Annotated in this window: 21 protein-coding genes; 13 read left to right on the top strand and 8 right to left on the bottom strand. The window is 70.1% G+C overall.

Annotation, left to right across the window (positions count from 1 at the left end):
* The first annotated feature begins 21 nt into the window (after positions 1 to 21).
* Positions 22 to 1,224, top strand: coding sequence for a glycoside hydrolase family 1 protein (locus FGD71_RS44245; protein WP_119106266.1), 1,203 nt, complete (start codon positions 22 to 24; stop codon positions 1,222 to 1,224).
* A 143-nt stretch (positions 1,225 to 1,367) separates the two neighbouring features.
* Here FGD71_RS44245 and sodN read toward each other — a convergent pair whose 3' ends face one another.
* On the bottom strand, positions 1,368 to 1,763 hold the full coding sequence (gene sodN / locus FGD71_RS44240; protein ID WP_007491258.1) for a superoxide dismutase, Ni: 396 nt from the start codon (positions 1,761 to 1,763) through the stop codon (positions 1,368 to 1,370).
* Positions 1,764 to 1,908: 145 nt separating this feature from the next.
* Here sodN and sodX point away from each other — a divergent pair, with 145 nt between their 5' ends.
* Positions 1,909 to 2,343 carry a nickel-type superoxide dismutase maturation protease gene (gene sodX / locus FGD71_RS44235; RefSeq protein WP_119106265.1) on the top strand — a complete coding sequence of 145 codons (435 nt, stop codon included), beginning with the start codon at positions 1,909 to 1,911 and terminating at the stop codon, positions 2,341 to 2,343.
* Here sodX and FGD71_RS44230 read toward each other — a convergent pair.
* The gene (locus FGD71_RS44230; RefSeq protein WP_119106264.1) at positions 2,247 to 2,876 is read right to left on the bottom strand and encodes a CGNR zinc finger domain-containing protein; all 630 of its coding nucleotides are present in this window, start codon (positions 2,874 to 2,876) and stop codon (positions 2,247 to 2,249) included. The two genes, sodX and FGD71_RS44230, sit on opposite strands and share 97 nt — an antisense overlap.
* A 98-nt stretch (positions 2,877 to 2,974) precedes the next feature.
* On the opposite strand from FGD71_RS44230, the gene FGD71_RS44225 reads away from it, so the two are divergent.
* Positions 2,975 to 3,733 carry a class I SAM-dependent methyltransferase gene (locus tag FGD71_RS44225; protein ID WP_119106263.1) on the top strand — a complete coding sequence of 253 codons (759 nt, stop codon included), beginning with the start codon at positions 2,975 to 2,977 and terminating at the stop codon, positions 3,731 to 3,733.
* Between the two features lie 75 nt (positions 3,734 to 3,808).
* On the opposite strand, the gene FGD71_RS44220 is transcribed toward FGD71_RS44225, so the two are convergent.
* The 3 genes from FGD71_RS44220 to FGD71_RS44210 are packed head-to-tail and all read right to left on the bottom strand — an operon-like array spanning position 3,809 to position 6,497.
* Positions 3,809 to 4,570, bottom strand: a complete 762-nt coding sequence (locus FGD71_RS44220) for an amino acid ABC transporter ATP-binding protein (RefSeq protein ID WP_119106262.1) — start codon at positions 4,568 to 4,570, stop codon at positions 3,809 to 3,811.
* The gene (locus FGD71_RS44215) at positions 4,567 to 5,511 is read right to left on the bottom strand and encodes an amino acid ABC transporter permease (protein WP_119106261.1); all 945 of its coding nucleotides are present in this window, start codon (positions 5,509 to 5,511) and stop codon (positions 4,567 to 4,569) included. Before FGD71_RS44215 ends, FGD71_RS44220 begins: the two co-directional genes overlap by 4 nt.
* A 35-nt stretch (positions 5,512 to 5,546) precedes the next feature.
* Positions 5,547 to 6,497, bottom strand: coding sequence for an ABC transporter substrate-binding protein (locus tag FGD71_RS44210; RefSeq protein ID WP_119106260.1), 951 nt, complete (start codon positions 6,495 to 6,497; stop codon positions 5,547 to 5,549).
* 545 nt (positions 6,498 to 7,042) lie between these two features.
* On the opposite strand from FGD71_RS44210, the gene FGD71_RS44200 reads away from it, so the two are divergent.
* The 4 genes from FGD71_RS44200 to FGD71_RS44185 all read left to right on the top strand — a co-directional run bounded on the left by FGD71_RS44200 (position 7,043) and on the right by FGD71_RS44185 (position 10,403).
* Entirely contained in the window at positions 7,043 to 8,299 is a 1,257-nt protein-coding gene (locus FGD71_RS44200) for an NAD(P)-dependent malic enzyme (RefSeq protein WP_119106258.1), read from the top strand.
* A 225-nt stretch (positions 8,300 to 8,524) separates the two neighbouring features.
* Positions 8,525 to 9,490 (top strand): zinc-binding dehydrogenase, encoded by a 966-nt coding sequence (locus tag FGD71_RS44195; RefSeq protein WP_119106257.1) that lies wholly within the window; start codon positions 8,525 to 8,527, stop codon positions 9,488 to 9,490.
* Positions 9,491 to 9,606: 116 nt separating this feature from the next.
* Entirely contained in the window at positions 9,607 to 9,816 is a 210-nt protein-coding gene (locus FGD71_RS44190) for a helix-turn-helix domain-containing protein (RefSeq protein WP_010984411.1), read from the top strand.
* On the top strand, positions 9,816 to 10,403 hold the full coding sequence (locus tag FGD71_RS44185; RefSeq protein ID WP_119106256.1) for a Clp protease N-terminal domain-containing protein: 588 nt from the start codon (positions 9,816 to 9,818) through the stop codon (positions 10,401 to 10,403). Before FGD71_RS44190 ends, FGD71_RS44185 begins: the two co-directional genes overlap by 1 nt.
* A gap of 68 nt (positions 10,404 to 10,471) precedes the next feature.
* On the opposite strand, the gene FGD71_RS44180 is transcribed toward FGD71_RS44185, so the two are convergent.
* The 3 genes from FGD71_RS44180 to FGD71_RS44170 form a co-directional block, all read right to left on the bottom strand.
* Entirely contained in the window at positions 10,472 to 11,539 is a 1,068-nt protein-coding gene (locus FGD71_RS44180; protein WP_119106255.1) for a PadR family transcriptional regulator, read from the bottom strand.
* 1 nt (position 11,540) lies between these two features.
* Positions 11,541 to 12,479, bottom strand: a complete 939-nt coding sequence (locus FGD71_RS44175; RefSeq protein ID WP_162931400.1) for a DUF4097 family beta strand repeat-containing protein — start codon at positions 12,477 to 12,479, stop codon at positions 11,541 to 11,543.
* 332 nt (positions 12,480 to 12,811) lie between these two features.
* The gene (locus FGD71_RS44170) at positions 12,812 to 12,991 is read right to left on the bottom strand and encodes a DUF6104 family protein (protein ID WP_086565146.1); all 180 of its coding nucleotides are present in this window, start codon (positions 12,989 to 12,991) and stop codon (positions 12,812 to 12,814) included.
* A gap of 202 nt (positions 12,992 to 13,193) precedes the next feature.
* On the opposite strand from FGD71_RS44170, the gene FGD71_RS44165 reads away from it, so the two are divergent.
* The 6 genes from FGD71_RS44165 to FGD71_RS44145 form a co-directional block, all read left to right on the top strand.
* A complete protein-coding gene (locus tag FGD71_RS44165; protein WP_119106253.1) occupies positions 13,194 to 13,664 on the top strand; it encodes a CU044_2847 family protein in 471 nt (156 codons plus the stop codon).
* A complete protein-coding gene (locus FGD71_RS44160) occupies positions 13,657 to 15,633 on the top strand; it encodes a VMAP-C domain-containing protein (protein ID WP_119106252.1) in 1,977 nt (658 codons plus the stop codon). The genes FGD71_RS44165 and FGD71_RS44160 overlap by 8 nt, the downstream gene beginning before the upstream one ends.
* A 223-nt stretch (positions 15,634 to 15,856) precedes the next feature.
* Positions 15,857 to 16,942, top strand: coding sequence for an AAA family ATPase (locus FGD71_RS44155; protein ID WP_119106250.1), 1,086 nt, complete (start codon positions 15,857 to 15,859; stop codon positions 16,940 to 16,942).
* A gap of 4 nt (positions 16,943 to 16,946) precedes the next feature.
* On the top strand, positions 16,947 to 20,276 hold the full coding sequence (locus FGD71_RS44150; protein ID WP_119106249.1) for an SAV_2336 N-terminal domain-related protein: 3,330 nt from the start codon (positions 16,947 to 16,949) through the stop codon (positions 20,274 to 20,276).
* Positions 20,273 to 20,425 carry a hypothetical protein gene (locus tag FGD71_RS47810; RefSeq protein WP_162931399.1) on the top strand — a complete coding sequence of 51 codons (153 nt, stop codon included), beginning with the start codon at positions 20,273 to 20,275 and terminating at the stop codon, positions 20,423 to 20,425. The genes FGD71_RS44150 and FGD71_RS47810 overlap by 4 nt, the downstream gene beginning before the upstream one ends.
* Positions 20,422 to 20,943: radical SAM protein (locus FGD71_RS44145; RefSeq protein ID WP_119106248.1), on the top strand; the 522-nt coding region annotated here is incomplete at its 3' end. The genes FGD71_RS47810 and FGD71_RS44145, both read left to right, overlap by 4 nt.

Genomic DNA, 20,943 nt, shown 5'->3' with positions numbered 1-20,943 from the left:
CCACTCCGGAAAGGCCCAGCCATGAACGGCACCGCCGACGGTCTTCGCCTCCCCGACGGCTTCCTGTGGGGAGCGTCCACCGCCGCCCACCAGATCGAGGGCAACAACGTCAACAGCGACTGGTGGCAGATGGAACACGAGGGCGGTTCTGTCGCGGAGCCGAGCCTCGACGCCGCCGACAGCTACCACCGGTGGCGCGAGGACATGGACCTGCTCGCCGAACTCGGCTTCACCGACTACCGCTTCAGCATCGAATGGGCCCGTATCGAGCCCGCCCCCGGCCACTACTCCCGGGCCGAGCTCGCCCACTACCGGCGCATGGTCGAGGGCGCCCTCGAACGCGGTCTGCGGCCCATGGTCACCCTGCACCACTTCACCGTGCCGCGCTGGTTCGCCGAGCGGGGCGGCTGGACGGCGGAGGGCGCGGCCTACCTGTTCGAGCGCTATGTGCGGGCGACCGCGCCGGTCATCGGCACCGGCGTACGACATGTGTGCACCATCAACGAGCCCAACATGATCGCGGTCGCCGGCGCCATCCGTGAACTGGGCAGCGAAGCACCCCCGGCCGCCGGGCTTCCGCTTCCCGACAAGGCGACCACCGACGCCCTGATCCAGGCCCACCACCGCGCGGTCGACGCCGTCGGGGCGATCTCCTCCGACATCCAGGTCGGCTGGTCCATCGCCAACCAGGTCTACCAGGCCCTGCCCGGCGCGGAAGCCGCGACCGCCGCCTACCGTCACCCCCGCGAAGACGTCTTCATCGAAGCCGCACGTGACGACGACTGGATCGGCGTCCAGTCCTACACCCGCACGAGGATCACCCCCGACGGCCCCGTCCCGGCACCCACCGACGCCGAACTCACCCTCACCGGCTGGGAGTACTACCCGCAGGCGCTGGGACACGCGCTGCGCCACACGGCAAGCCTGGTCGGCGACGTCCCCCTGATCGTCACCGAGAACGGCATCGCCACCGAGGACGACACCCGCCGCATCGACTACACCACCGGAGCGCTGAAGGAGGTCGCCGCCGCCCTGGAAGACGGTCTCGACGTACGCGGCTACCTGCACTGGAGCGCGCTCGACAACTACGAATGGGGCTCCTACAAGCCCACTTTCGGCCTCATCTCCGTCGACCCCAGCACCTTCGCCCGCACACCCAAGCCGTCCGCCGCCTGGCTCGGCGGAATCGCCCGCACCCGGGTGCTGCCGCGCGCCGCCTCGTGACGGACCGCGGCTGAGAACAGCGCCCCCGCACACGAGACCGCACCCGGACCGTCAAGGACGCCATGCTCGGCGGCCTGCGGACCGGGTGCGGCCAGGGAGACGCTGCAAGCAAAGAAATTGCAGGTCAGGGGCTTGATTCAATATCAGGCCTTCTTGGTCTCCCAGAAGATCTTGTCGATCTGGGCGATGTAGTCGAGCGCCTTCTGGCCGGTCGCCGGGTCCGTGGAACCCTTCGCGGCGGAGAGGGCCTTGAGGGCGTCGTTGACCAGCTGGTGCAGCTCCGGGTACTTCTCGAAGTGCGGGGGCTTGAAGTAGTCGCTCCACAGGACCGAGACGTGGTGCTTGGCGAGCTCGGCGCGCTGCTCCTTGATGACGGTGGCGCGGGCCTGGAAGTGCGGGTCGTCGTTGGCGGCCATCTTCTCCTGCACGGCCTTCACCGACTCCGCCTCGATGCGGGCCTGGGCAGGGTCGTACACGCCGCAGGGCAGGTCGCAGTGGGCGCTGACCTTGACCTTGGGGGCAAACAGGCGGGAGAGCATTGAGCTGTCCTTCCTCGTGATCGTCTTCTCAGGTGGGACATTACTCCGTGAGGGAGGGGTTTTCGCGAGTGCCCCCATGGGCTTAGGACAAAAGTCCGGGGTGAGACTGGGACTGGTGGAGGATTGGACCGGGGAGGTGCCGGTGATGCCGGAGCTGTCGCAGGAGACCGAGCAGGGGAGGGCCGTCTTGTCGTTCGGGGTGGCCGAAGTGACCGGGCCTTCCATGGTGCCCACGCTGTATCACGGGGACTGGCTGGTAGTGCAGTACGGGGCACGTGTCAAGCCCGGTGACGTGGTCGTTCTGCGTCATCCGTTCCAGCAGGACCTGCTGGTCGTCAAGCGCGCCGTGGAGCTGCGCGAGGGCGGCTGGTGGGTCCTCGGGGACAACACGTACGCCGGCGGGGACAGTACGGACTACGGGACCGTGCCCGAGGAACTCGTACTCGGGAAGGCGTGGTTCCGGTACCGGCCGCGCCGGGACGATCAGCGTTCGCCGTTCGCGCTCGCGCGCTGGGCGCTCTCGGCGGCGCGGCCGGTGTTCGCCGACCGGTCGGCCTCCAAACGCTTGCGGGCGCGGTAGGCGGCGACGTTGGCACGGGTCGCGCAGCGGTCCGAGCAGTAACGCCGGGAACGGTTCGTCGAGGTGTCGAGGTAGGCGTTGCGGCACGGCGCTGCCTCGCACAGGCCCAGTCGGTCCACGCCGTACTCGGTGAGGTGGAAGGCCAGGCCCATCGCGGCGATCGCGGCGTAGCCGGCGGTCGCGTTCGAGGGGTGGTCCGCCAGGTGCATGTGCCACAGCGGGCTGCCGTCGTCGTCACGGGTGTCGTGTCCGGAGATCTGCGGGCTCACCGGGAACTCCAGGAGGAGTGAGTTCAGCAGGTCCACGGCAAGCCTCTCGTCGCCCGTGTCCGCCGCCTCGAAGACCGCGCGCAGGCGGGCTCGTACGGAGCGGAAGCGCGTCACATCGGCGTCCGTGGCGCGCCGGGCCACCGTCGCGTTGATCCCGAAGAGGTCGCGTACGGCCTCGACCGAGGTGAGCGAGTCCTTGTCCCGGGCCGGTTCCTCGCTGTTGACGAGACGTACGGCATAGTCCGAGTAATAGGCCAGTTCCACTTGTAGTCCTTACGGATGCGCTCTATGGTCTTGAGTGGGGCGAGTAATGGATGACTGTGCTTCCAGGGTATTACGCCATGGAGGGGAGAGGGGCTTTCATGACCACCGTGACAGGAGCCGACTGGCGGGGCTGGCAGGAGAGCTGGGATCGGCAGCAGGAGTGGTACCTCCCGGATCGTGAGGAGCGCTTCCGGATCATGCTCGACATGGTCGAGGCCCTGGTGGGCCCCGCACCGCGGGTACTCGATCTCGCGTGCGGTACGGGAAGTATCACGGCCCGCCTCTTCGAACGGTTCCCGGAGGCCGTCAGTACCGGGGTCGACCTCGACCCGGCGCTCCTGGCCATCGCCGAGGGCACGTTCGCGGACGACGACCGGGTCACGTTCGTCACAGCCGATCTCAAGGACCCCGACTGGCCGGCGAAGCTGCCGTACGACTCGTACGACGCCGTCCTGACCGCGACCGCCCTTCACTGGCTGCACAGCGAACCCCTCGCGGTCCTCTACGGTCAGATCGCGGAACTCGTCCGCGACGGCGGTGTGTTCATGAACGCGGACCACATGATCGACGAGTTCACTCCGCAGATCAACGCGGCGGAACGCGCACAGCGGCACGAGCGCATGAACCGGGACAAGGCGGCCGGTGTCCTCGGCTGGACCGAGTGGTGGCAGCTCGCCGCCCAGGACCCGGTGCTCGCCGAGCCGACCGCCCGCCGCTTCGAGATCTACGGGGAGCACGCGGACGGTGACACCCCCTCCGTCGAGTGGCACGCGCGCGTGCTGCGCGAAAAGGGCTTCGCCGAGGCCCGGGCCGTATGGCGCTCCCCGTCGGACGCGGTGGTCCTCGCGCTCAAGTAGTCCACCGATCAGCCCACCGACCACGGCAGAAGGGGCGGTACGGAGATCCCGTACCGCCCCTTCTCGTACGTGCCGTCAGAGCACCTTGGACAGGAACGACCTGGTCCGCTCGTGCTGAGGGTTGGTCAGTACGTCGCGGGGGTGGCCCGATTCGACGACCACGCCGCCGTCCATGAAGACGAGGCTGTCGCCGACCTCACGGGCGAAGCCCATCTCGTGGGTGACGACGATCATCGTCATGCCGGACTCGGCGAGGTCGCGCATGACGTCGAGGACGTCGCCGACCAGCTCCGGGTCGAGCGCCGAGGTCGGCTCGTCGAAGAGCATCAGCTTCGGTTCCATGGCCAGCGCGCGGGCGATCGCCACGCGCTGCTGCTGGCCGCCGGAGAGCTGCGACGGGTAGCTCCTGGCCTTGTCGGCCAGGCCCACGCGCTCGAGCAACTGGCCGGCGCGCTCCCGTGCCTGGGCCTTGCTGACGCCCTTGACCTGGACCGGTGCCTCGATGATGTTCTCGAGGGCCGTCATGTGCGGGAACAGGTTGAAACGCTGGAAGACCATGCCGATGTCGCGGCGCTTCACCGCGACCTCGCTGTCCTTCAGCTCGTACAGCTTGTCGCCCTTCTGGCGATAGCCGACCAGCTCCCCGTCCACGTACAGGCGCCCCGCGTTGATCTTCTCGAGGTGGTTGATGCACCTCAGGAACGTCGACTTGCCGGAGCCCGACGGGCCGATCAGGCAGAAGACCTCGCCGGACTTCACCTCGAGGTCGATGCCCTGGAGGACCTGCAGGGGCCCGAAGGACTTGTGGACGCCTTCGGCCTTGACCATGGCGGTCATGCGCCACCTCCCGCCGCCGGACGGTTCGACAAGGACAGCATGTTCGCCTTGATCTTCTGGAGCGGCGTGTCCGGGAGCGTGCGGCTGGACCCGCGCGCGTAGTACCGCTCGATGTAGTACTGCCCGACGCTCAGTATCGAGGTGAGGATCAGGTACCAGGCGGCGGCGAGGAAGTACATCTCGACCGGGGCGCCGGAGGTCTGGCCGATGTCCTGGGCGTACCGGAAGAGTTCGTAGAACTGCACCACCGACACCAGCGAGGTCGTCTTCAGCATGTTGATGACCTCGTTGCCCGTGGGGGGCACGATCACGCGCATGGCCTGCGGGATGACGATGCGGCGCAGCGTCTTGCTGTGGCTCATGCCCAGCGCGTGTGAGGCCTCGGTCTGGCCCTCGTCGACCGAGAGCAGACCGGCACGGCAGATCTCCGCCATGTACGCGGCCTCGTTCAGGCCCAGACCCAGCAGCGCCGTCAGCAGCGGCGTCATGAAGCTGGACCAGTAGTCCTTGTAGATCGGGCCGAGGTTGATGTACTCGAAGACCAGGCCCAGGTTGAACCAGACCACGAGCTGCACCAGGACCGGGGTGCCGCGGAAGAACCAGATGTAGAACCAGGCGATGGACGAGGTCACCGGGTTCTTCGACAGCCGCATCACGGCGAGCAGGATGCCGCCGACGATGCCGATCAGCATGGACAGAACGGTCAGCAGCAGGGTCTGGCCGACGCCCTTGACGATGCGGTCGTCGAAGAAGTAGTCCGGGATCGCGCCCCAGTTGATCTTTCCCTGGGCGAAGGCGTAGATGATCGCGACGAGGATCGCGATCGCGACGGCCGCGGAGAAGTACCGCCCGTAGTGCCGGACCGGGATGGCCCTGATGGCCTCCGGTCCGGCCGGGGGGGTGTCCTCCGGGCCGGCCGTCTTGTCGATGTCAACAGTCACGGGTGTTGCCTTTCAGTGGCCGCTGGTCGCCGCGGTCACTTGCCGCCGTTGACGGTGGCTGCCTTGACGGCGCCGGCGTCGACGCCCCACTTCGCGATGATCTTGTCGTACTCGCCGTTCTTGATGATCGCGTCCATGGCGGCCTTGAGCGCGTCCCGCAGCTCGGTGTTGGACTTGGCGACCGCGATGCCGTACGGAGCGGCCTCGACCTGCTCGCCCACGATCTCGAAGTCCTTGCCGCCGCCCGAGGTCTTCACCGCGTACGCGGCGACCGGGAAGTCGGACGAGCCGACGTCCGCGCCGCCCGAGCGCAGGCGGGTCTGCGCCTGCTGGTCGTTGTCGAAGGCCTCGATGGACAGCTTCTTGCTGCCGCACTTCTTGGCCTGCGCCTTGGCCAGGTCCTCGGAGATGGTGGCGCGCTGGACGACGATCTTCTTGCCGCACAGGTCGTCCCAGGTCTTGATGCCCTGGGTCTTGCCCTTCGGGGTGTAGAGCGAGACGCCCGCGGTGAAGTAGTCGACGAAGTCGACGCCCTCGCCGACCTTCTTGCCGGTCTCGGAGTCGACACCCTCCTGACGGTCCTTGGTGTCCGTCATGGCCGACATCGCGATGTCGTAGCGCTTCGAGCGCAGACCGGTGAGGAGCGAATCGAAGGTGCCGTTCTCGAACTCGAACTTCACGCCCAGCTGCTTGCCCATGGCGTCCGCGAGGTCCGGGTCGATGCCGACCGTCTTGCCCGAGTCGTCCTTGAACTCGACCGGAGCGTAGGCGATGTCCGAGCCGACCTTGATGACGCCCGCGTCGCGGACCTGCTTGGGGAGCTGGTCGGCCAGCGGGGCCGAGCTGGTCTTCGCGCTCTCCGAGTCCTTGTCCTTGGTCTGGTCACCACAGCCGGTGAGCAGCAGGGAGCCTGCGACCGCGATCGCACCGACCGCGGCTATCCGGGTGTGCGCGGCGGTCGTACGACGGGTGGAGCGTGCGGTCATTGTGGGTTCCTCCGGCGGATGGGTGGCGTTGCCGATGGGTCGACGAGCACACGCCATCGGGTGTCGCGACCTTGTGTGATGACGGCATCTTGCCATTCGGACTCAGTCCCTCAGGGGGTCGACTGTGTCAAAATCGGATAACGGGCGACCCTCGAACCGTTCCGACTCGGTCAACTTGGCCGGATCTTGTGCGGTATTTTTTACTTCCAGCCGGAAGATCTTCGGTTCATCTTGGGACGCGAGCAGCTGCAACTTCGCGCTCGCGGCGCCCTGCTGGTTGTCGAGACACGTCCGGACATTCGATGGCGAATCACGACACCGACATGTGACCTTCGTGTTATGGACTCGTCGGCGATGCCGTCCGTCCGGTAAGAAGGTTCTTTACACCCCTCATCCGGGGCTCAGGGCGCGTGTGCGGCGCGCCTGTCGCATATGCGCCCGTACGTACCCGTACGTAACAGCCATCAGGGACATATGCGGTGCCCGCCCACCCCTCACCAGGAGTGGACACCCTCAACCATTAAAGACTTAAGGGGTTAAACAAAGTGGCAGCGGAGATCTTCAATCCTCGCAGCGACAGCAGTACGGGCCCTGAAGGCGACGTGGAGCCGTCCAGTTCCAGCGGTTCGGCCGAGTCGGTCGACTCGCTCTCCTTCGATCCCGCGTTCGCGCTGCACCGCGGCGGGAAGATGGCCGTGCAGGCCACCGTGCCCGTCCGTGACAAGGACGATCTGTCCCTCGCGTACACGCCCGGCGTCGCGAAGGTGTGCAGCGCCATCGCCGAGCAGCCGGAGCTGGTCCACGACTACACGTGGAAGTCGTCGGTCGTCGCCGTCGTGACGGACGGAACGGCGGTTCTGGGGCTCGGGGACATCGGTCCCGAGGCCTCCCTCCCGGTGATGGAGGGCAAGGCGATCCTGTTCAAGCAGTTCGGCGGAGTCGACGCCGTGCCGATCGCCCTGAGTTGCACGGACGTCGACGAGATCGTCGAGACCGTGGTGCGGTTCGCGCCTTCCTTCGGCGGGGTCAACCTCGAGGACATCTCGGCGCCCCGGTGCTTCGAGATCGAGCGGCGCTTGCAGGAGCGGCTGGACATTCCCGTCTTCCACGACGACCAGCACGGCACCGCTGTCGTCACGCTGGCCGCGCTGCGCAACGCCGCGCGGCTGACCGGGCGGACGCTGGGTGACCTGCGCGCCGTGATCTCGGGTGCGGGAGCGGCCGGGGTCGCCATCGCCAAGTTCCTGCTCGAGGCGGGGATCGGGGACGTCGCGGTCGCGGACCGCAAGGGTGTCGTGTCCACCGATCGGGACGATCTCACGCCGGTGAAGCGGGAGCTCGCCGAACTGACCAACAAGGCGGGGCTGTCGGGGTCGCTGGAGGCCGCGCTGGCGGGCGCCGATGTGTTCATCGGGGTCTCCGGCGGCACGGTCCCGGAGCCGGCCGTGGCTTCCATGGCCGAAGGGGCGTTCGTGTTCGCCATGGCCAACCCGAACCCCGAAGTGCATCCCGATGTCGCCCACAAGTACGCGGCTGTCGTCGCCACCGGGCGGTCGGACTACCCGAACCAGATCAACAACGTGCTGGCGTTCCCCGGGATCTTCGCCGGGGCGCTGCAGGTGCGGGCGTCCCGGATCACCGAGGGGATGAAGATCGCGGCGGCGGATGCGTTGGCCGCGGTCGTGGGTGACGATCTGGCGGCGGACTATGTGATTCCCTCGCCGTTCGATGAGCGGGTTGCTCCGGCGGTCACCGCGGCGGTGGCTGCGGCGGCTCGTGCCGAGGGCGTTGCTCGACGCTGAGGTCGGGGGTGGGCGTGGGGTCTTTCCCCAAGCCCACCCCTTCCCGAAACGGGGGCTGCGCCCCCCCAGGCCCCGACATCGGTCGTGTCTCGGCTGCGGGCCGGTCGTGGCTGGTCGCGCCCGCGCGGCGGAGCCGCACATGTCACAGCCCCGCGCCCCTCAAGGGGCGCGTGTCACAGGGGTGACTGGTTCCGTGGGCGGCCTGGTGGAGCCTAGGGTCGGGGCATGTTCGCTGCCTACGCTGCTCGTATTGACCGTGATCAGCCGTTGAACGGCCTGGAGTTGGGTGAGCGGCCCGCTCCCGAGGGCCGGCCCGGCTGGACGACCGTGAAGGTCAAGGCCGCCTCCCTGAACCACCATGACCTTTGGTCGCTGCGCGGCGTGGGCCTCGCGGAGGACAAGTTGCCGATGATCCTGGGCTGCGACGCCGCCGGGATCGACGAGGAGGGCAACGAGGTCGTCCTGCACTCCGTGATCGGACAGACAGGACACGGCGTCGGGCCGAAGGAGCCGCGTTCCATCCTCACCGAGCGGTACCAGGGGACGTTCGCGGAGCAGGTCTCCGTACCCGTGTGGAACGTGCTGCCGAAGCCGAAGGAGCTCTCCTTCGAGGAGGCCGCCTGTCTGCCCACCGCCTGGCTGACCGCGTACCGCATGCTCTTCACCAACGCGGGCGTACGCCCCGGTGACTCGGTGCTGGTCCAGGGCGCCGGGGGCGGTGTGGCCACGGCCGCGATCGTGCTGGGGAAGGCCGCGGGGCTGCGGGTCTTCGCCACCAGCCGCGACGAGGCGAAGCGCAAGCGCGCCATGGACCTGGGCGCCGTGGAGGCGCTGGAGTCCGGTGCCCGGCTGCCGCAGCGCGTGGACGCCGTCATCGAGACGGTCGGCGCCGCCACCTGGTCCCACTCGATCAAGTCCCTCAAGCCGGGCGGCACCCTGGTCATCTCGGGCGCCACGAGTGGAAACCAGCCCGCGCACGCCGAACTGACCCGCATCTTCTTCCTCGAACTCAAGGTCGTCGGCTCCACGATGGGGACGAAGGACGAGCTGGAGGACCTGTTGTCCTTCTGTGCCGCCACCGGTGTGCGCCCTGTCATCGACGAAGTTCTTCCGCTGGACCGAGCCCGCGAGGGCTTCGAGCGGATGGAGTCGGGTGGCCTGTTCGGGAAGATCGTCCTGACGTCGTCCTGACGCCGTACTGAGCCGTACTGGCACCGTCCTGACGCCCCTTTGATCGCTGTGTCGCGCACACCCTTTGATGTCAACTGTGGTTGACATTAGAGAGTGTGTCAATGTAAGTTGACGTCATGACCGAAGCAACGGATCTCGCCGAGCGCGCGGGCGACCGCGATCCGCGGATCGGGCTGCGGGCCGTCTCAGCCTTGCGACGGCTGCTGGAGCAGCTCGAAGCGGTGCAGGTGCGCAGCGCGCGCAATCAGGGTTGGTCGTGGCAGGAGATCGCCGCGGAACTGGGTGTCAGCCGGCAGGCCGTCCACAAGAAGTACGGGAGGCAGTGATGTTCGAACGGTTCACCAAGGACGCCCGCGCGGTGGTGCTGGGCGCGGTCGGCCACTCCGAGCGGATGGGTGCGGAGACGGTCGAGGAGCAGCACCTGCTGCTGTCCCTGCTCGACCGTGAGGGCAGCCGCGCGTCGTTCGCCCTGGCCTCCCTGGGACTCGACCGTCACAAGGAGTCGGTGACGGAAGCCCTCGCCCAGGCGCGGCGCCGGGGTGGGCTGTCGCGCGCCGACGCGGACGCGCTGTCCGGTCTCGGCCTCGACCTCTCGGAGATCGTGTCCAGGATCGAGGAGGCCCATGGCGTAGGGGCCTTGGAGTCCGAAGGGAAGGCCAAGGGGCGCGGCAAGGGGTGGTGGTCCGGGTTCCTCGGCGGACACCGGCCCTTCACTCGCGGCGCCAAGGACCTTCTCACGGAGTCACTGCGCATCGCGCTCGCCCAGCATGACCGGCACATCGGCGACGAGCACCTGCTCCTCGCCCTCACCGCCCGCCCTGGTGTCCCCGCGGAGGTGCTGGCCGACCACGGGGTGACGTACGCGTCACTGCGGCGCGTGCTCTACGGCGGCGGCGAGGCGAAGGCGAGCTGAGGGGCGGTGCCCCCCGGAAGCCCTGGAGGCCTCCGGGGGTCCCGCACCCACAGCGGGCGGCTCCCCGGTCAGGACTTGGGCGTCCGCAGTACCGCCCCTATGTGTGCCGCCGCCGTCGAGAGGTGGCGGCGGGCGTCGCGCAACTGCTCCTCCGTCACCCCGTGGTCGCGGGCCGCGTCGCGGATGTCGTCACGGAAGCGGTCCAGGAGCCGGTCGAGGTCGCGTGCGGGGTCACCCGTCGAGTCGTCGTGTGCCCAGGCGGGCTCGTACTCGGCGGGGAAGTCCTCGGGGGTCGCCGTGTAGTCGGGCTCCGGAGCCTGTGGTGTCTCCGGAGCCCCGAAGCCGAAGCCCTTCCCGAAGTCCTTCCCGAACCCCTTGCCGAACTCGCCGAATTCCTTGGCGAGTTCGGTGAGGCCCTCGCGCACGCCCGTGGGCCAGTCGCCTCGCGCGAAGTGGTCCTGCACCTGTTCCTGGACGCGCTTGGCGACGCGCTGGAACTCCTCCTGGGCCTGGGCCTGCGCTCGGTCCTGCGCCTCCTTGGCCTGGCGGCGCGCCCGTTGGGCCTCGTCGCGGGCCCGTCGGCTCTCGTCCTTGGCGCGCCGGGCCTGCTCCTTCCACTCCTGCTTGACGCGGCGCATCTCCTCCTTCGCGGCGTGCCACGCCTCTTTTTCCCCGTACTCCGTGGAGTCCGTGGGGGCGCCCTCCTGCTCGCCCTGCCATCCCTTGGCGCCGTTGCCCGTGGGACGACGGCGCGCCTCGCTCGCCGCGACCCGCATCTCCCGGCGCAGATCACCCGCCGCGCCCCGCACATCGGCTCGGATCTCGGCGGCGAGCTCCGCCACCGACTCGCGGATCTCCAGCTCCAGGTCGGCCAGCTCACCGCTGCGGTCGGCCAGTTCGGCCCGGCCCGCGTCCGTGATCGCGTACACCTTGCGGCCGCCCTCGGTCGTGTGCGTGACCAGGCCCTCGGCCTCCAGCTTGGCCAGGCGCGGGTACACGGTGCCGGCCGAGGGCGCGTACAGCCCCTGGAAGCGCTCCTCCAGGAGCCGGATCACCTCGTACCCGTGGCGCGGGGCTTCGTCCAGCAGCTTCAGCAGGTAGAGCCGCAGTCGTCCATGGGCAAAGACAGGAGGCATGTCAGAGCCCCTTCTTGTCGGTCGGGATGTCGGTGGGGGTGTCGGTCGGGCTGTCGGCCGGACTGCTTTCCGCTTCTGGCGGATGCACTCCTGCCCCATGCGTCGCGGGCTCCGCATCCCATGGTTCGTCTTCCGCAGGAGGCCTGCGCAGCAAGGCGATCGAGCCCGAGACCGTCGTCGCTTTCAATCGCCCGGTGCCGGCGCCCAGGCGGCCGGTGATCTTGTGGGCGCCCCACTGGCCGCCGACCCGGAGGTCGTCGAAGGCGCTGGAGACGGTGCCGCTCGCGGTGTTGGCCTCGACCTCGGCGTCCGCGGGATGGGGGAGCCGGATGGCGATCTCGCCGGAGATGCTGGTGAGGCTGACGTCTGTGGGGCTGCTCGCGGAGTCGATGTCGAGGATGATCGAGCCGCTCACCGAGTCGGCCTTCACGGTCGGGCAGGAGCCGTCCATGACGGTCAGATCGCCGGAGACGGAGTTCAGCCGCAGGTCGCCGGCGACGGCCTGCGCCTCCACGTTCCCGGAAACGGTCGTGGCCCGGACGGGGCCCGACAATCCGACCAGTGTCGTGTCACCCGTGACGCACTTGATGTCCGCGCGACCGTCCACCCCGGAGACCACGGCGGAGGCGCCGACCACGCCCACCTCCACGCGCGTACCAGCCGGAACCGCCAGGGAGACCACCGCGCTGCGGCGCCAGCTCTTGCGGTCGAGCCATTTGAGGAAGCCCTTCCACGGCAGATCCTCGTACGCCACCGTGAGGGTGCCGTCGGCCTGGGTCACCACGAGGGGCGGGCCCTCTATCTCGGTCACCTCCAGGCGAGTGGAACCCTCGTCGACCCCCACGACGTTCACCGTTCCGTTGACGATTCGCACGTGGAGCGCCGTCACGGGGTCGTCGAACGTGAGCTTCCTCGGCTCTGCGACGGACCACTCGGACATGGTGCGACCTCCTCGGCCGGACGGGCGTGGTGGGGTACTGCGAGAGGCGGCGATATACGGCGGAACGGCGCGACAGGCACCACCGGACGGTCGCGCCATATCGCGTGTTCCACTATTCACGATATATCGCGGTCGCGGAAAGTCAAGACACCCGTACCGGTGACCTCGCAGGGGGCAAATGAGCTCAAAATGGGCGCAAAGTGCCCTGGCGTGGGCCGCATCGACTGCGGCCGAACGGACAAGCCCCGGCAGATCCCGAGCCCTGGCCCCTGCTCGACCTCGCTGCTGTCCGCAGCCAGCGGCTACTCGCGGCTGATCGCAGCTACTCGCGACTACTCGTCGTCCTCGTCGTCCAGCCGTGCCAACCACGTCGCAAGCCGCTCCACCGGCACCTCGAAGTCCGGATTGAGATCGACGAACGTACGGAACTGCTCGGCGAGCCACTCGAAGGTGATCTCCTCCTCGCCGCGCCGCTTCTCCAGTTCCTCGATGCCACGGTCGGTGAAGTACAACTCTTGCTCCTGATGCGGACGGGACGAACCCACGGGCCTACGCCCCCAGGGTAGGCCCGGGCCGCGCATGCCTGATTCGTGCCGCTTGGTGGGGTCGCGTGCAACCAACGGGAGTATTAGCCTCGTCGCAGTTCAAGTGGGCTCCTAGCGTGGCCAGTTGCACGGGGGCGCGGATGGGGCATGGGGGCGACGGGGGAGCGGCATGAGTCATATCCAGGAGATCGAACTGCAGCCCGGCATGGTGGTCACCGCCCGTGTCGGTACGCCGGACAGCTACGGAGGGGACCAGGAGGACGTCGGCTTCACCGATGCCGCCCGGGCCAAGGTCGAACAGCTCCAGGAGCTGATCAAGGGCGTCGGTACCACCGTCCTCGACGCCGCCCGCGCGGTCGGGCCCACCGAGGCCGCCATCACCTTCGGGGTGGAGCTCACGGCCAAGGAGGGCCTGGCGGTCGCCGTACTCGCCCGGGGTGAGGCCAAGGCATCCGTGCAGGTCACGCTCACGTGGCAGTTCGACAAGCAGCCGCATCAGAACGGCGCGCAGCCGGCGGCGGCACAGCAGGCGGTGACACCCCAGCCGGCGGCACAGCAGGCGGCGGCACCCCAGGCGACCGGCACCACGGCGGAAAGCGACGCGGCCGCTGCCGACGGGACCCCGGTCGCGCATGGCTGAGCGGAACCCTCGTCTGCACGCGCTCGCCAAGGCCGCCACCGTCCACCTCCTGCCCGCCGAGGGTGACAATCCGCCGATGTGGGGCAGCGGATTCTTCGTCGCGCCCGGCTGGGTACTGACCGCCGCTCATGTGCTGCGCCCACACCTCGCGGCGGATCAGGGCGTCGTCTTCAGGGTGCGCGGCGAGGTCGTCGATGCCGAGGCACACCTGGAGCGCTGGCTGATCACCGACCCGCGCAGGCGTCCCGTACCGCCGGAGGAAGACCTCGCCCTGGTGCGCCTGGCCGGGGACGCCGACGCCTACGAGCACGAGTGCGTCTGGCTCGCCGACCGGGCCGTACGGCACTCGGGCGCCCTCCAGGTGTACGGCTACCGCCCCGAACCGCCGCAGAACCCGCGCCAGGCCGTGCGGTGGGACGTGGCGGCCGAGATCAACGGGCACGACGACACCTACGGACTGATCTTCAAGCCCGATGTCGCCTTCCCCCACGGCGTCTCGGGCGGGCCGCTGCTCGACCCCGCCACCGGAGCCGTGGTCGGGCTGACCAAGTCGCGCCGCACCCAGCAGGACGGGGGGATGGCGGTGGCGATATCCGCGCTGCGCCGCTTCGGCGACCTCTACCGCACGGTCATGGCGGCCCACGATCGATGGCACGGCGAGGAGCCGGTCTCAGGGGGCGGCGACAACTGGGTAGACCTGCAGACCGGCGCCGCCCCCGGCGGAGAGGACTGGGGTCCGGCCGACCGCCGGGAGGCGCTGGGCCTGCTCGCCGCGCTTCCTCCGCCGCCCGACGCGCCAACCGTGGAGTTCCTCGCGGTCAGGGCGAGAAGCGGTCACAGATGGGCGGGCGAGACGCCCGAGCTGGTGAACTGGCGCGACGGTCACGGGCTGCTCTACGAGGGAGCACAGCCGCTCGACTCACTCGCCTTCCTGCGGTACCTGCGGTACGTCGAGGAGTACCTGCGCTCCCGGGGCGGCGATCCCGCGTCGCTCGGCAACTGGATCAAGAAGCGGCTGCGCCGGGACCCGCGCCGCGCCATGCACGACTTCGTCAGGGACGTCCGCCTCCCCGAGGCCCTGCTGCTGCCCTGCCCCGAAGACGCCTCGCAACGCATCGTGATCCCCTACCCCGGCCCCGGGGAAGGGCCGACGACAGCCGTCCTCCTCGACCCCGTGATCGGCTCGAAGCCCACCCGCTTCTTCTGGCAGATCTGGCTCGACTGCGGCGACGGCGTGAACGAGCCCGAACTGTACGCGGCGGACAGCTCGATCCAGGGTCACCTGCCCGGCGAACTCGTACAGGCCCTGCGTACGCCGCTCGGCACGCTGTTCCGCGCGAAGGACCGGGAAGGCCACCCCGTGCCCCTCGAAGTCGCCCTGCCCGCCGAGTACTTCGACACCGCCGTGCACCGCTGGCGGTTCGACGACATCGCCGAACTGGACGATGCCGGGCACGTGGGAGCGCGCCGCAGGGTCGTGCTGCGCTCCCTCGCGCGCCGGGGAGAACCGGACAAACTCTGGGCCGACCGCTGGCAGGCGATGACCGCGGAGCGCCGGTTCAGCGGCTGGCGCACCCCCGAGCGCGGTGTGAGCCAGAGCGCCCGCAGATATCAGGAGGCCGCGTGCGACCGGGTCCCGGTCATGTGCCGCCCGGCCGGGTCCGGCCCCGGTCGTGCGGCGATGAAACTCGCCCTGGAAAGCGGTCACGGCGTGGCGCTGTGGCACATCGACGGGCACGCGACCCGCGTCTGTCCGGAGTCCTGCGACACGCTTCACGCGAAGGCGCAGGAACTCCTCGGCACACTCGGCTCCGTCGCCGAACTTCCCGACCGTCTGCGGCACATACGGCAGGAGATCAGCGAGCGTCGTGCCGACCGCCGCTGGGCGGAACCCCTGGCCCTGCTGTACGACGACCCACGTCGCCCGCTGCCGGCGGAGGAGACCGAACCCGTGGACGCCCCGCTGTGAACGCCACGCGCCCCGCCATGAACGCCACGCGCGCCGCTGTGCACGTCACGCGCTCCGCCGCCGATCTCACGCCACACGTCACGACACACGCCTTCGAGGCTTGGCCGGAAACGATCGTGTGGCAGGCCTGTGGCGGGTACGTTTTCAGGGGCCCGTTGTGGGCGCACGACGCCCCCGTCGGCCAGGACGTGGATGACCACCGACCGTCGACGAGGAGCACACCATGAGCGAGTGGTTCATCTACGAGGGAACCGGGGGGCCGGATCCGGACAAGATCCTGCGGCTGCCCGACCCTCCGCCCTGGCGCGCCTTCGACGCCCCCGTGGTGCCCTACGACGTACCGCCCTTCGACTCGTCGACGCACCGCAGGCTGGGCGCGCGCACCATCCCGCTGCCCATCCAGGACCCCGGCACCCTGGAACTCATCAACGCCGCCCTCTACTTGAGGCGCCCGCTCCTCGTCACCGGCGAACCGGGCGTGGGCAAGTCGACGCTCGCCCACTCCATCGCGTACGAACTCGGCCTCGGCCGGGTCCTGGACTGGCCGATCGTCAGCCGCAGCGAACTCAGGGACGGGCTGTACACGTACGACGCCATCGGCCGCCTCCAGGACGCGCAACTCGACCGTGCCACGCACCCCGCCCCGTCGACCCCGGAGGCCGCGGCCGCCCCGTCGGCCCCGCCGACCCCGGCATCCGGGCAGCCCGACGGACAGGTCTCCGAGGACATCGGCCGCTACATCAGGCTCGGACCGCTCGGCACCGCGCTGATCGCCTCCGACCGGCCGCGGGTCCTGCTCATCGACGAGATGGACAAGAGCGACATCGACCTGCCCAACGACCTCCTGAACGTCCTGGAGGAAGGCCGCTTCGCCATTCCGGAGCTGGAGCGGATCGCCGACCGGCCCGGGCAGCGCACCGTGAAGGTGCTCACCGACGACGGGCGGCGCGTCGAGGTCACCGACGGACAGGTCCGCTGCCGGGCCTTCCCGTTCGTCGTCATGACCAGCAACCGTGAACGCGAGTTCCCGGCACCGCTCCTGCGCCGCTGTATCCCCCTCGATCTCAAGGCGCCGCGCGACGAGCGCCTCGCCGCGCTGGTGCAGGCGCACTTCGGCGACGGCTCGTACGAGGACAACCGCGACATCGTCGACCAGTTCACGGAGGCCGAGGCCGACGGGGCGCTGCGCCCCACCGACCAGCTGCTCAACGCCATCTTCCTCGCGCAGCACGCCGCCAGGGACGCCTCCGACCGGCGCGAGGAGATCTCGGAGCTGCTGATGCAGCCCCTGGACCGCGGGCCCAGGTAGCCGGATGACCTCCCAGGCTCCCGACAGCGCATCGACCGACGGTGCGAGCCCTGAGCTCGTGGCGCTGGTCGCGCGCATGCGCGAGGCGGACATCCCGCCCGGCGTCGAGGAGCTGGCGGACGCGCTGTGGCTGGCCCGCTGGCTGCCCGCGCCGGCCGAGACCTCCGCGGAGCCCTCGTCGGGCCCGCCGAGCTCCGTTCCGCGACCGGGTGACAGCGACGGGAGCGGCACCTTGCGGGCGCGGCTGCCGTCCATCCGCGGCCAAGTGGAAGGCGAAGCGGAAGGCGAGGCCGAAGAGCCCGACAGCGCACGGCTGTTCGCGCCCGGGGCGGGCGGCGAGGGACCCGCCGCCCGGATGATGCCCGTGCGGGTGCCCGCCGCACCGGCACTGCCCGAACCTCTCGCGCTGCAACGAGGGTTACGCCCCCTCCAGCGCTACCGTCCGCCCGTCCGCTCCGTGCCTCGCACCCTCGACGAGCGGGCCACCGCCCAGCGGACCGCCGAGTCCGGGCTCGTGCTGCCCGTCCTGCGCACCGAACGGCGCCGCGAGGCACGGCTGCTGCTCCTTATGGACGTCTCCACCTCCACGGTCGTCTGGCAGCAGGCACTGGAGGAGTTGCGCCAGGTCTGCGAGCGCGCCGGGGCCTTCCGCGAGGTACAGGTGCGGTATCTGCACGAGGCTGCGGACGGGCTGCCGGGCTGCACCGCCACACCCGAGCGCAGCGGACCGCTGCACGCCCCCGAACAGCTCACCGATCCCACCGGACGGCGCCTGACGCTCGTCCTCAGCGACTGCGCCGGACCCATGTGGCGCAGCGGCCGGATGCAACGGCTGCTGTCCCGCTGGGCGTCCGTCGCGCCGGTCGCCGTCGTACAGCCGCTGCCGCAGCGCATGTGGCTGCGTACGCATCTGCCCGCCCGGCGCGGGATGCTGCACCGGCGCGAAGGGCCCGCCGGCACGCTGGAGTTCACACCGGAGCGCGGGAGGGCCGAGCGGGGCGCGCTGCCCGTGCCCGTGCTCGCGCTGCGACGGCACTCGGTGGAGGGCTGGGCCCGGCTGATCGCGGGCTCCACCGGCCAGTCCCTGTCCGCCGCCGCGGGCTGGGTCCGCGCCGACCACGCGGCCTCCAGCGCGCCGGTGCGCGCCACGGAGGACATCACCGGCGAGGAGCGGGTGCGCGCCTTCTGGCGCCCCGCGTCCCAGGAGGCCCGGCGGCTGGCCGTGTACCTGTCCGCGGTGCCGCTGTATCTGCCGGTGATGCAGCTCGTCCAGTACGCGATGCTCGCCGGGACGGGGCCCGACGTGCTCTCCGAGGTGTTGCTGAGCGGGTTGCTCAGACGCCGTGAGGACGCGGACGATCCGCGGGCCGTACGGTACGACTTCCTGCCGGGAGTGGCCGCGGAACTGCGCGCGCGGCTCGCCGTCGACGAGGTCGAGCTGCTGTTCAAGCACTGCTCGGAGTATGTGGAACGGCGGTTCGGACGCAGCGCGCGGAACTTCCCGGCGCTGGCGGGCGCGTTCCTGCGGGGGGCGGTGGAGCCGCCCACGGAAGCGGGGCCGTTGCCCGGCCCGGAGGAGAGGGAACCCGCGGGCCTGCGGGCGTTCGCCGAGGTGTCGGCGGAGGTGCTGCGGGACCTGGGACAGCGGCTTCCTTCGTCGCCTCTGCCGCCGATGGACTCGGACGAACTGGTCGGCAAGGGGCGGGCCGCGTTCGAGCGATACGAGCGGGAGGGCCTCACCCGCGAACTCGACGCCGCGGTGGGGTACTTCGAAGAGGCCCTGTCCTACGCGCGCACGACCAGGGGACGCGACCGCGCCGCCGAGGAGCTGGCCGACGCGCTGCTGGCCCGATGGCGGGTGCGGCGGGTCGTCGAGGATCTGCGGGACGCGCTCACGGCGGCTCAGCGGGCGGCGACCGGTCGGGGCAGCCTGCTGCGGGGGCTGATCTATTCGTTCTGGGCCCTCGACCTCGGTGACGCCGGGGAACTGCCCGAGGAGGTGCGCCGCGAGGCCCTGGAACGAGCCGGCGCCGACCGCCCGTTCACACACTGGGCCTTCTACGAGCTGGTCCGCCGGGCCGACACAGAACTCACCGACGCGCTGGACGACACCTCGACGGCTCAGGAGGCCACGGACCGGCGCGGGGTCGCGGCCGAGACGCTGGCCGTCGTCCGTAGTGCGCTGGCCGAAACAGGCGCTGAACTGCCCGCCGTGTTCGGGGCCGACGGGCCGCACGCCTGGTACACCAGGCACATGGCGCGAGCGATCGAGGCCGCCGGTGTACGGCTGGAGTTCCCGGACCCCGAGCGCGGGCACATGGAGCGGGGACAGCTGCGCCTCGCCCTCGCCCAGCAGTACGTGGGGAAGGGTGTGGTCGAGCACGTACTGGACGAGGCCGACGAGGACCGGGCCGGGACACTGGCCAGTGGGGCCGCCGACGACTTCATGGCCGCCGTCCGTTCCCCGGAAGCCCTGCCGGACGAGGAGCGCTGCCGTGCCTGGCTGGACATGGCGTCGGCCATCGAGATCTTCCAGCCGCCGCGGGAGGACGGCCGGGAGCGCCGGCTGATCCTGCAGGCCGTGGACCAGGCGCTGCTGGCCGCGGGCGACAACGTCGACCTGCGGTTCGAATGTCACGCGTGGGCGGCCCGTACGTACCGCAGACGTCACGCCGAAGCGGACCGAGACGTCGACATCGATCGGTCCGTCGCCGCCTGGCAGGAAGCAGTACCCCTGCTGGACGAGGACGACGTGCGGCGGGCCGGTGTGCTGGCCGAGTACGGAACCGCACTGGTCGCGCGGTGGCTGATGCTGGCCCGCGAGGGCGACATCGACGCGGCGGTACGGGTTCTGCGGGACGCGGTCGACGAGACGCCCGAGGGGGATGCCGGGCTGCCGGTCCGGAGGATCGACCTGGGCTTCGCCTACTCCTTGCGCTATGAGGCCGGTCAGGTACTCGCCGACCTCTACGAGGCCGACTGGACACTGGGCGAAGCCGTCCGGGAAGCGGACACTCCGGATGTCGCGGTACACGGCTGGCTGCAACGAGGCCGTATCGCGGCGGAGCTCTCGGCCCGGACCGGCAACGTCAGTCACCTGCACCGCGCAGCCGAGTACTACCTGAGCGCGGTCCACAGCGCCCTGGACGCCGAAGACGTGGACCTGGCGTCAGCCGCCCGTGAGCACCGAGCCGAGGTCTTCGAGCAGCTCGACGCCCCCGACCGGGCCCTGAGCGAATACCACGAAGCCCTCCGCCTCGCCGGCGACGCAGGCCGGGCAGAAGCACTCCGCACCCGCATCGCCCGCCTGGAATCCGAAACGGCCGACGAGTGACCGCCCCCGTGGACGAAAGCGGCATACCCCTGCCCGAGATCCCGCTCCCGGAGCACACGGACCACCCGGTTCTCGCCGCCATCCTCTCCGAACTCCGCAGCCGGGCGGGGGAAACCACCGTCGTGGCCCACTACGAAGACGCCCCATGACGGGTGGCCGCGCCGAACACCCCCGCTGGCCGCACGCCGTCCTCGACACGGCGGCCCACCGCCCCACGCCCTTCCGGCAGTTCGTGCTGAAGGTGCACAGCCGCTGCAACCTGAACTGCTCCTACTGCTACATCTACCAGGGAGCGGACGGCAGTTGGCACGACCGCCCGGCCCGGGTGGCCGAGCCCACCATGCTGCGGACCGCGGAGCGCATCGCCGAGCACGTCCGGGAGCATCACCTGACGGGCATCCGGATCGAGCTGCACGGTGGCGAACCCCTCCTCGGCGGCCCCGCCCCCGTCCTCGCGTACGCCCGAACCGTACGGGACGCGGTGCCCGCGACCTGCCAGGTCACCGCCACAGTGCAGACGAACGGCACCCGGCTCACCGAACCCACCCTCGACCGGCTCGCCGCGGCCGGGATCCGGGTCGGCCTCAGCCTGGACGGCGGCCGGGCCGCGCACAACGCGCGCCGGGTCGACCGCACCGGCCGCCCCGCCTGGCCCGCCGCCCGCGCG

Origin of the sequence: Streptomyces sporangiiformans (genome assembly GCF_005768555.2) — a bacterium.
In the GTDB taxonomy this organism is placed as follows: Bacteria; Actinomycetota; Actinomycetes; order Streptomycetales; family Streptomycetaceae; genus Streptomyces; species Streptomyces sporangiiformans.
This window is presented reverse-complemented; position numbering and strand designations above follow the sequence as displayed.

Excerpts from the sequence above, each read along its gene's own strand:
- FGD71_RS44175 (WP_162931400.1), bottom strand. The coding sequence starts at position 12,479 with ATGTCCGAGTGGTCCGTCGCAGAGCCGAGGAAGCTCACGTTCGACGAC.
- FGD71_RS44190 (WP_010984411.1), top strand. The coding sequence starts at position 9,607 with ATGACCGAAGCAACGGATCTCGCCGAGCGCGCGGGCGACCGCGATCCG.
- FGD71_RS44225 (WP_119106263.1), top strand. The coding sequence starts at position 2,975 with ATGACCACCGTGACAGGAGCCGACTGGCGGGGCTGGCAGGAGAGCTGG.
- FGD71_RS44180 (WP_119106255.1), bottom strand. The coding sequence starts at position 11,539 with ATGCCTCCTGTCTTTGCCCATGGACGACTGCGGCTCTACCTGCTGAAG.
- sodN (WP_007491258.1), bottom strand. The coding sequence starts at position 1,763 with ATGCTCTCCCGCCTGTTTGCCCCCAAGGTCAAGGTCAGCGCCCACTGC.
- FGD71_RS44160 (WP_119106252.1), top strand. The coding sequence starts at position 13,657 with ATGGCTGAGCGGAACCCTCGTCTGCACGCGCTCGCCAAGGCCGCCACC.
- FGD71_RS44165 (WP_119106253.1), top strand. The coding sequence starts at position 13,194 with ATGAGTCATATCCAGGAGATCGAACTGCAGCCCGGCATGGTGGTCACC.
- FGD71_RS44150 (WP_119106249.1), top strand. The coding sequence starts at position 16,947 with ATGACCTCCCAGGCTCCCGACAGCGCATCGACCGACGGTGCGAGCCCT.
- FGD71_RS44195 (WP_119106257.1), top strand. The coding sequence starts at position 8,525 with ATGTTCGCTGCCTACGCTGCTCGTATTGACCGTGATCAGCCGTTGAAC.
- FGD71_RS44185 (WP_119106256.1), top strand. The coding sequence starts at position 9,816 with ATGTTCGAACGGTTCACCAAGGACGCCCGCGCGGTGGTGCTGGGCGCG.
- FGD71_RS44245 (WP_119106266.1), top strand. The coding sequence starts at position 22 with ATGAACGGCACCGCCGACGGTCTTCGCCTCCCCGACGGCTTCCTGTGG.
- FGD71_RS44220 (WP_119106262.1), bottom strand. The coding sequence starts at position 4,570 with ATGACCGCCATGGTCAAGGCCGAAGGCGTCCACAAGTCCTTCGGGCCC.
- FGD71_RS44155 (WP_119106250.1), top strand. The coding sequence starts at position 15,857 with ATGAGCGAGTGGTTCATCTACGAGGGAACCGGGGGGCCGGATCCGGAC.
- FGD71_RS44210 (WP_119106260.1), bottom strand. The coding sequence starts at position 6,497 with ATGACCGCACGCTCCACCCGTCGTACGACCGCCGCGCACACCCGGATA.
- sodX (WP_119106265.1), top strand. The coding sequence starts at position 1,909 with ATGCCGGAGCTGTCGCAGGAGACCGAGCAGGGGAGGGCCGTCTTGTCG.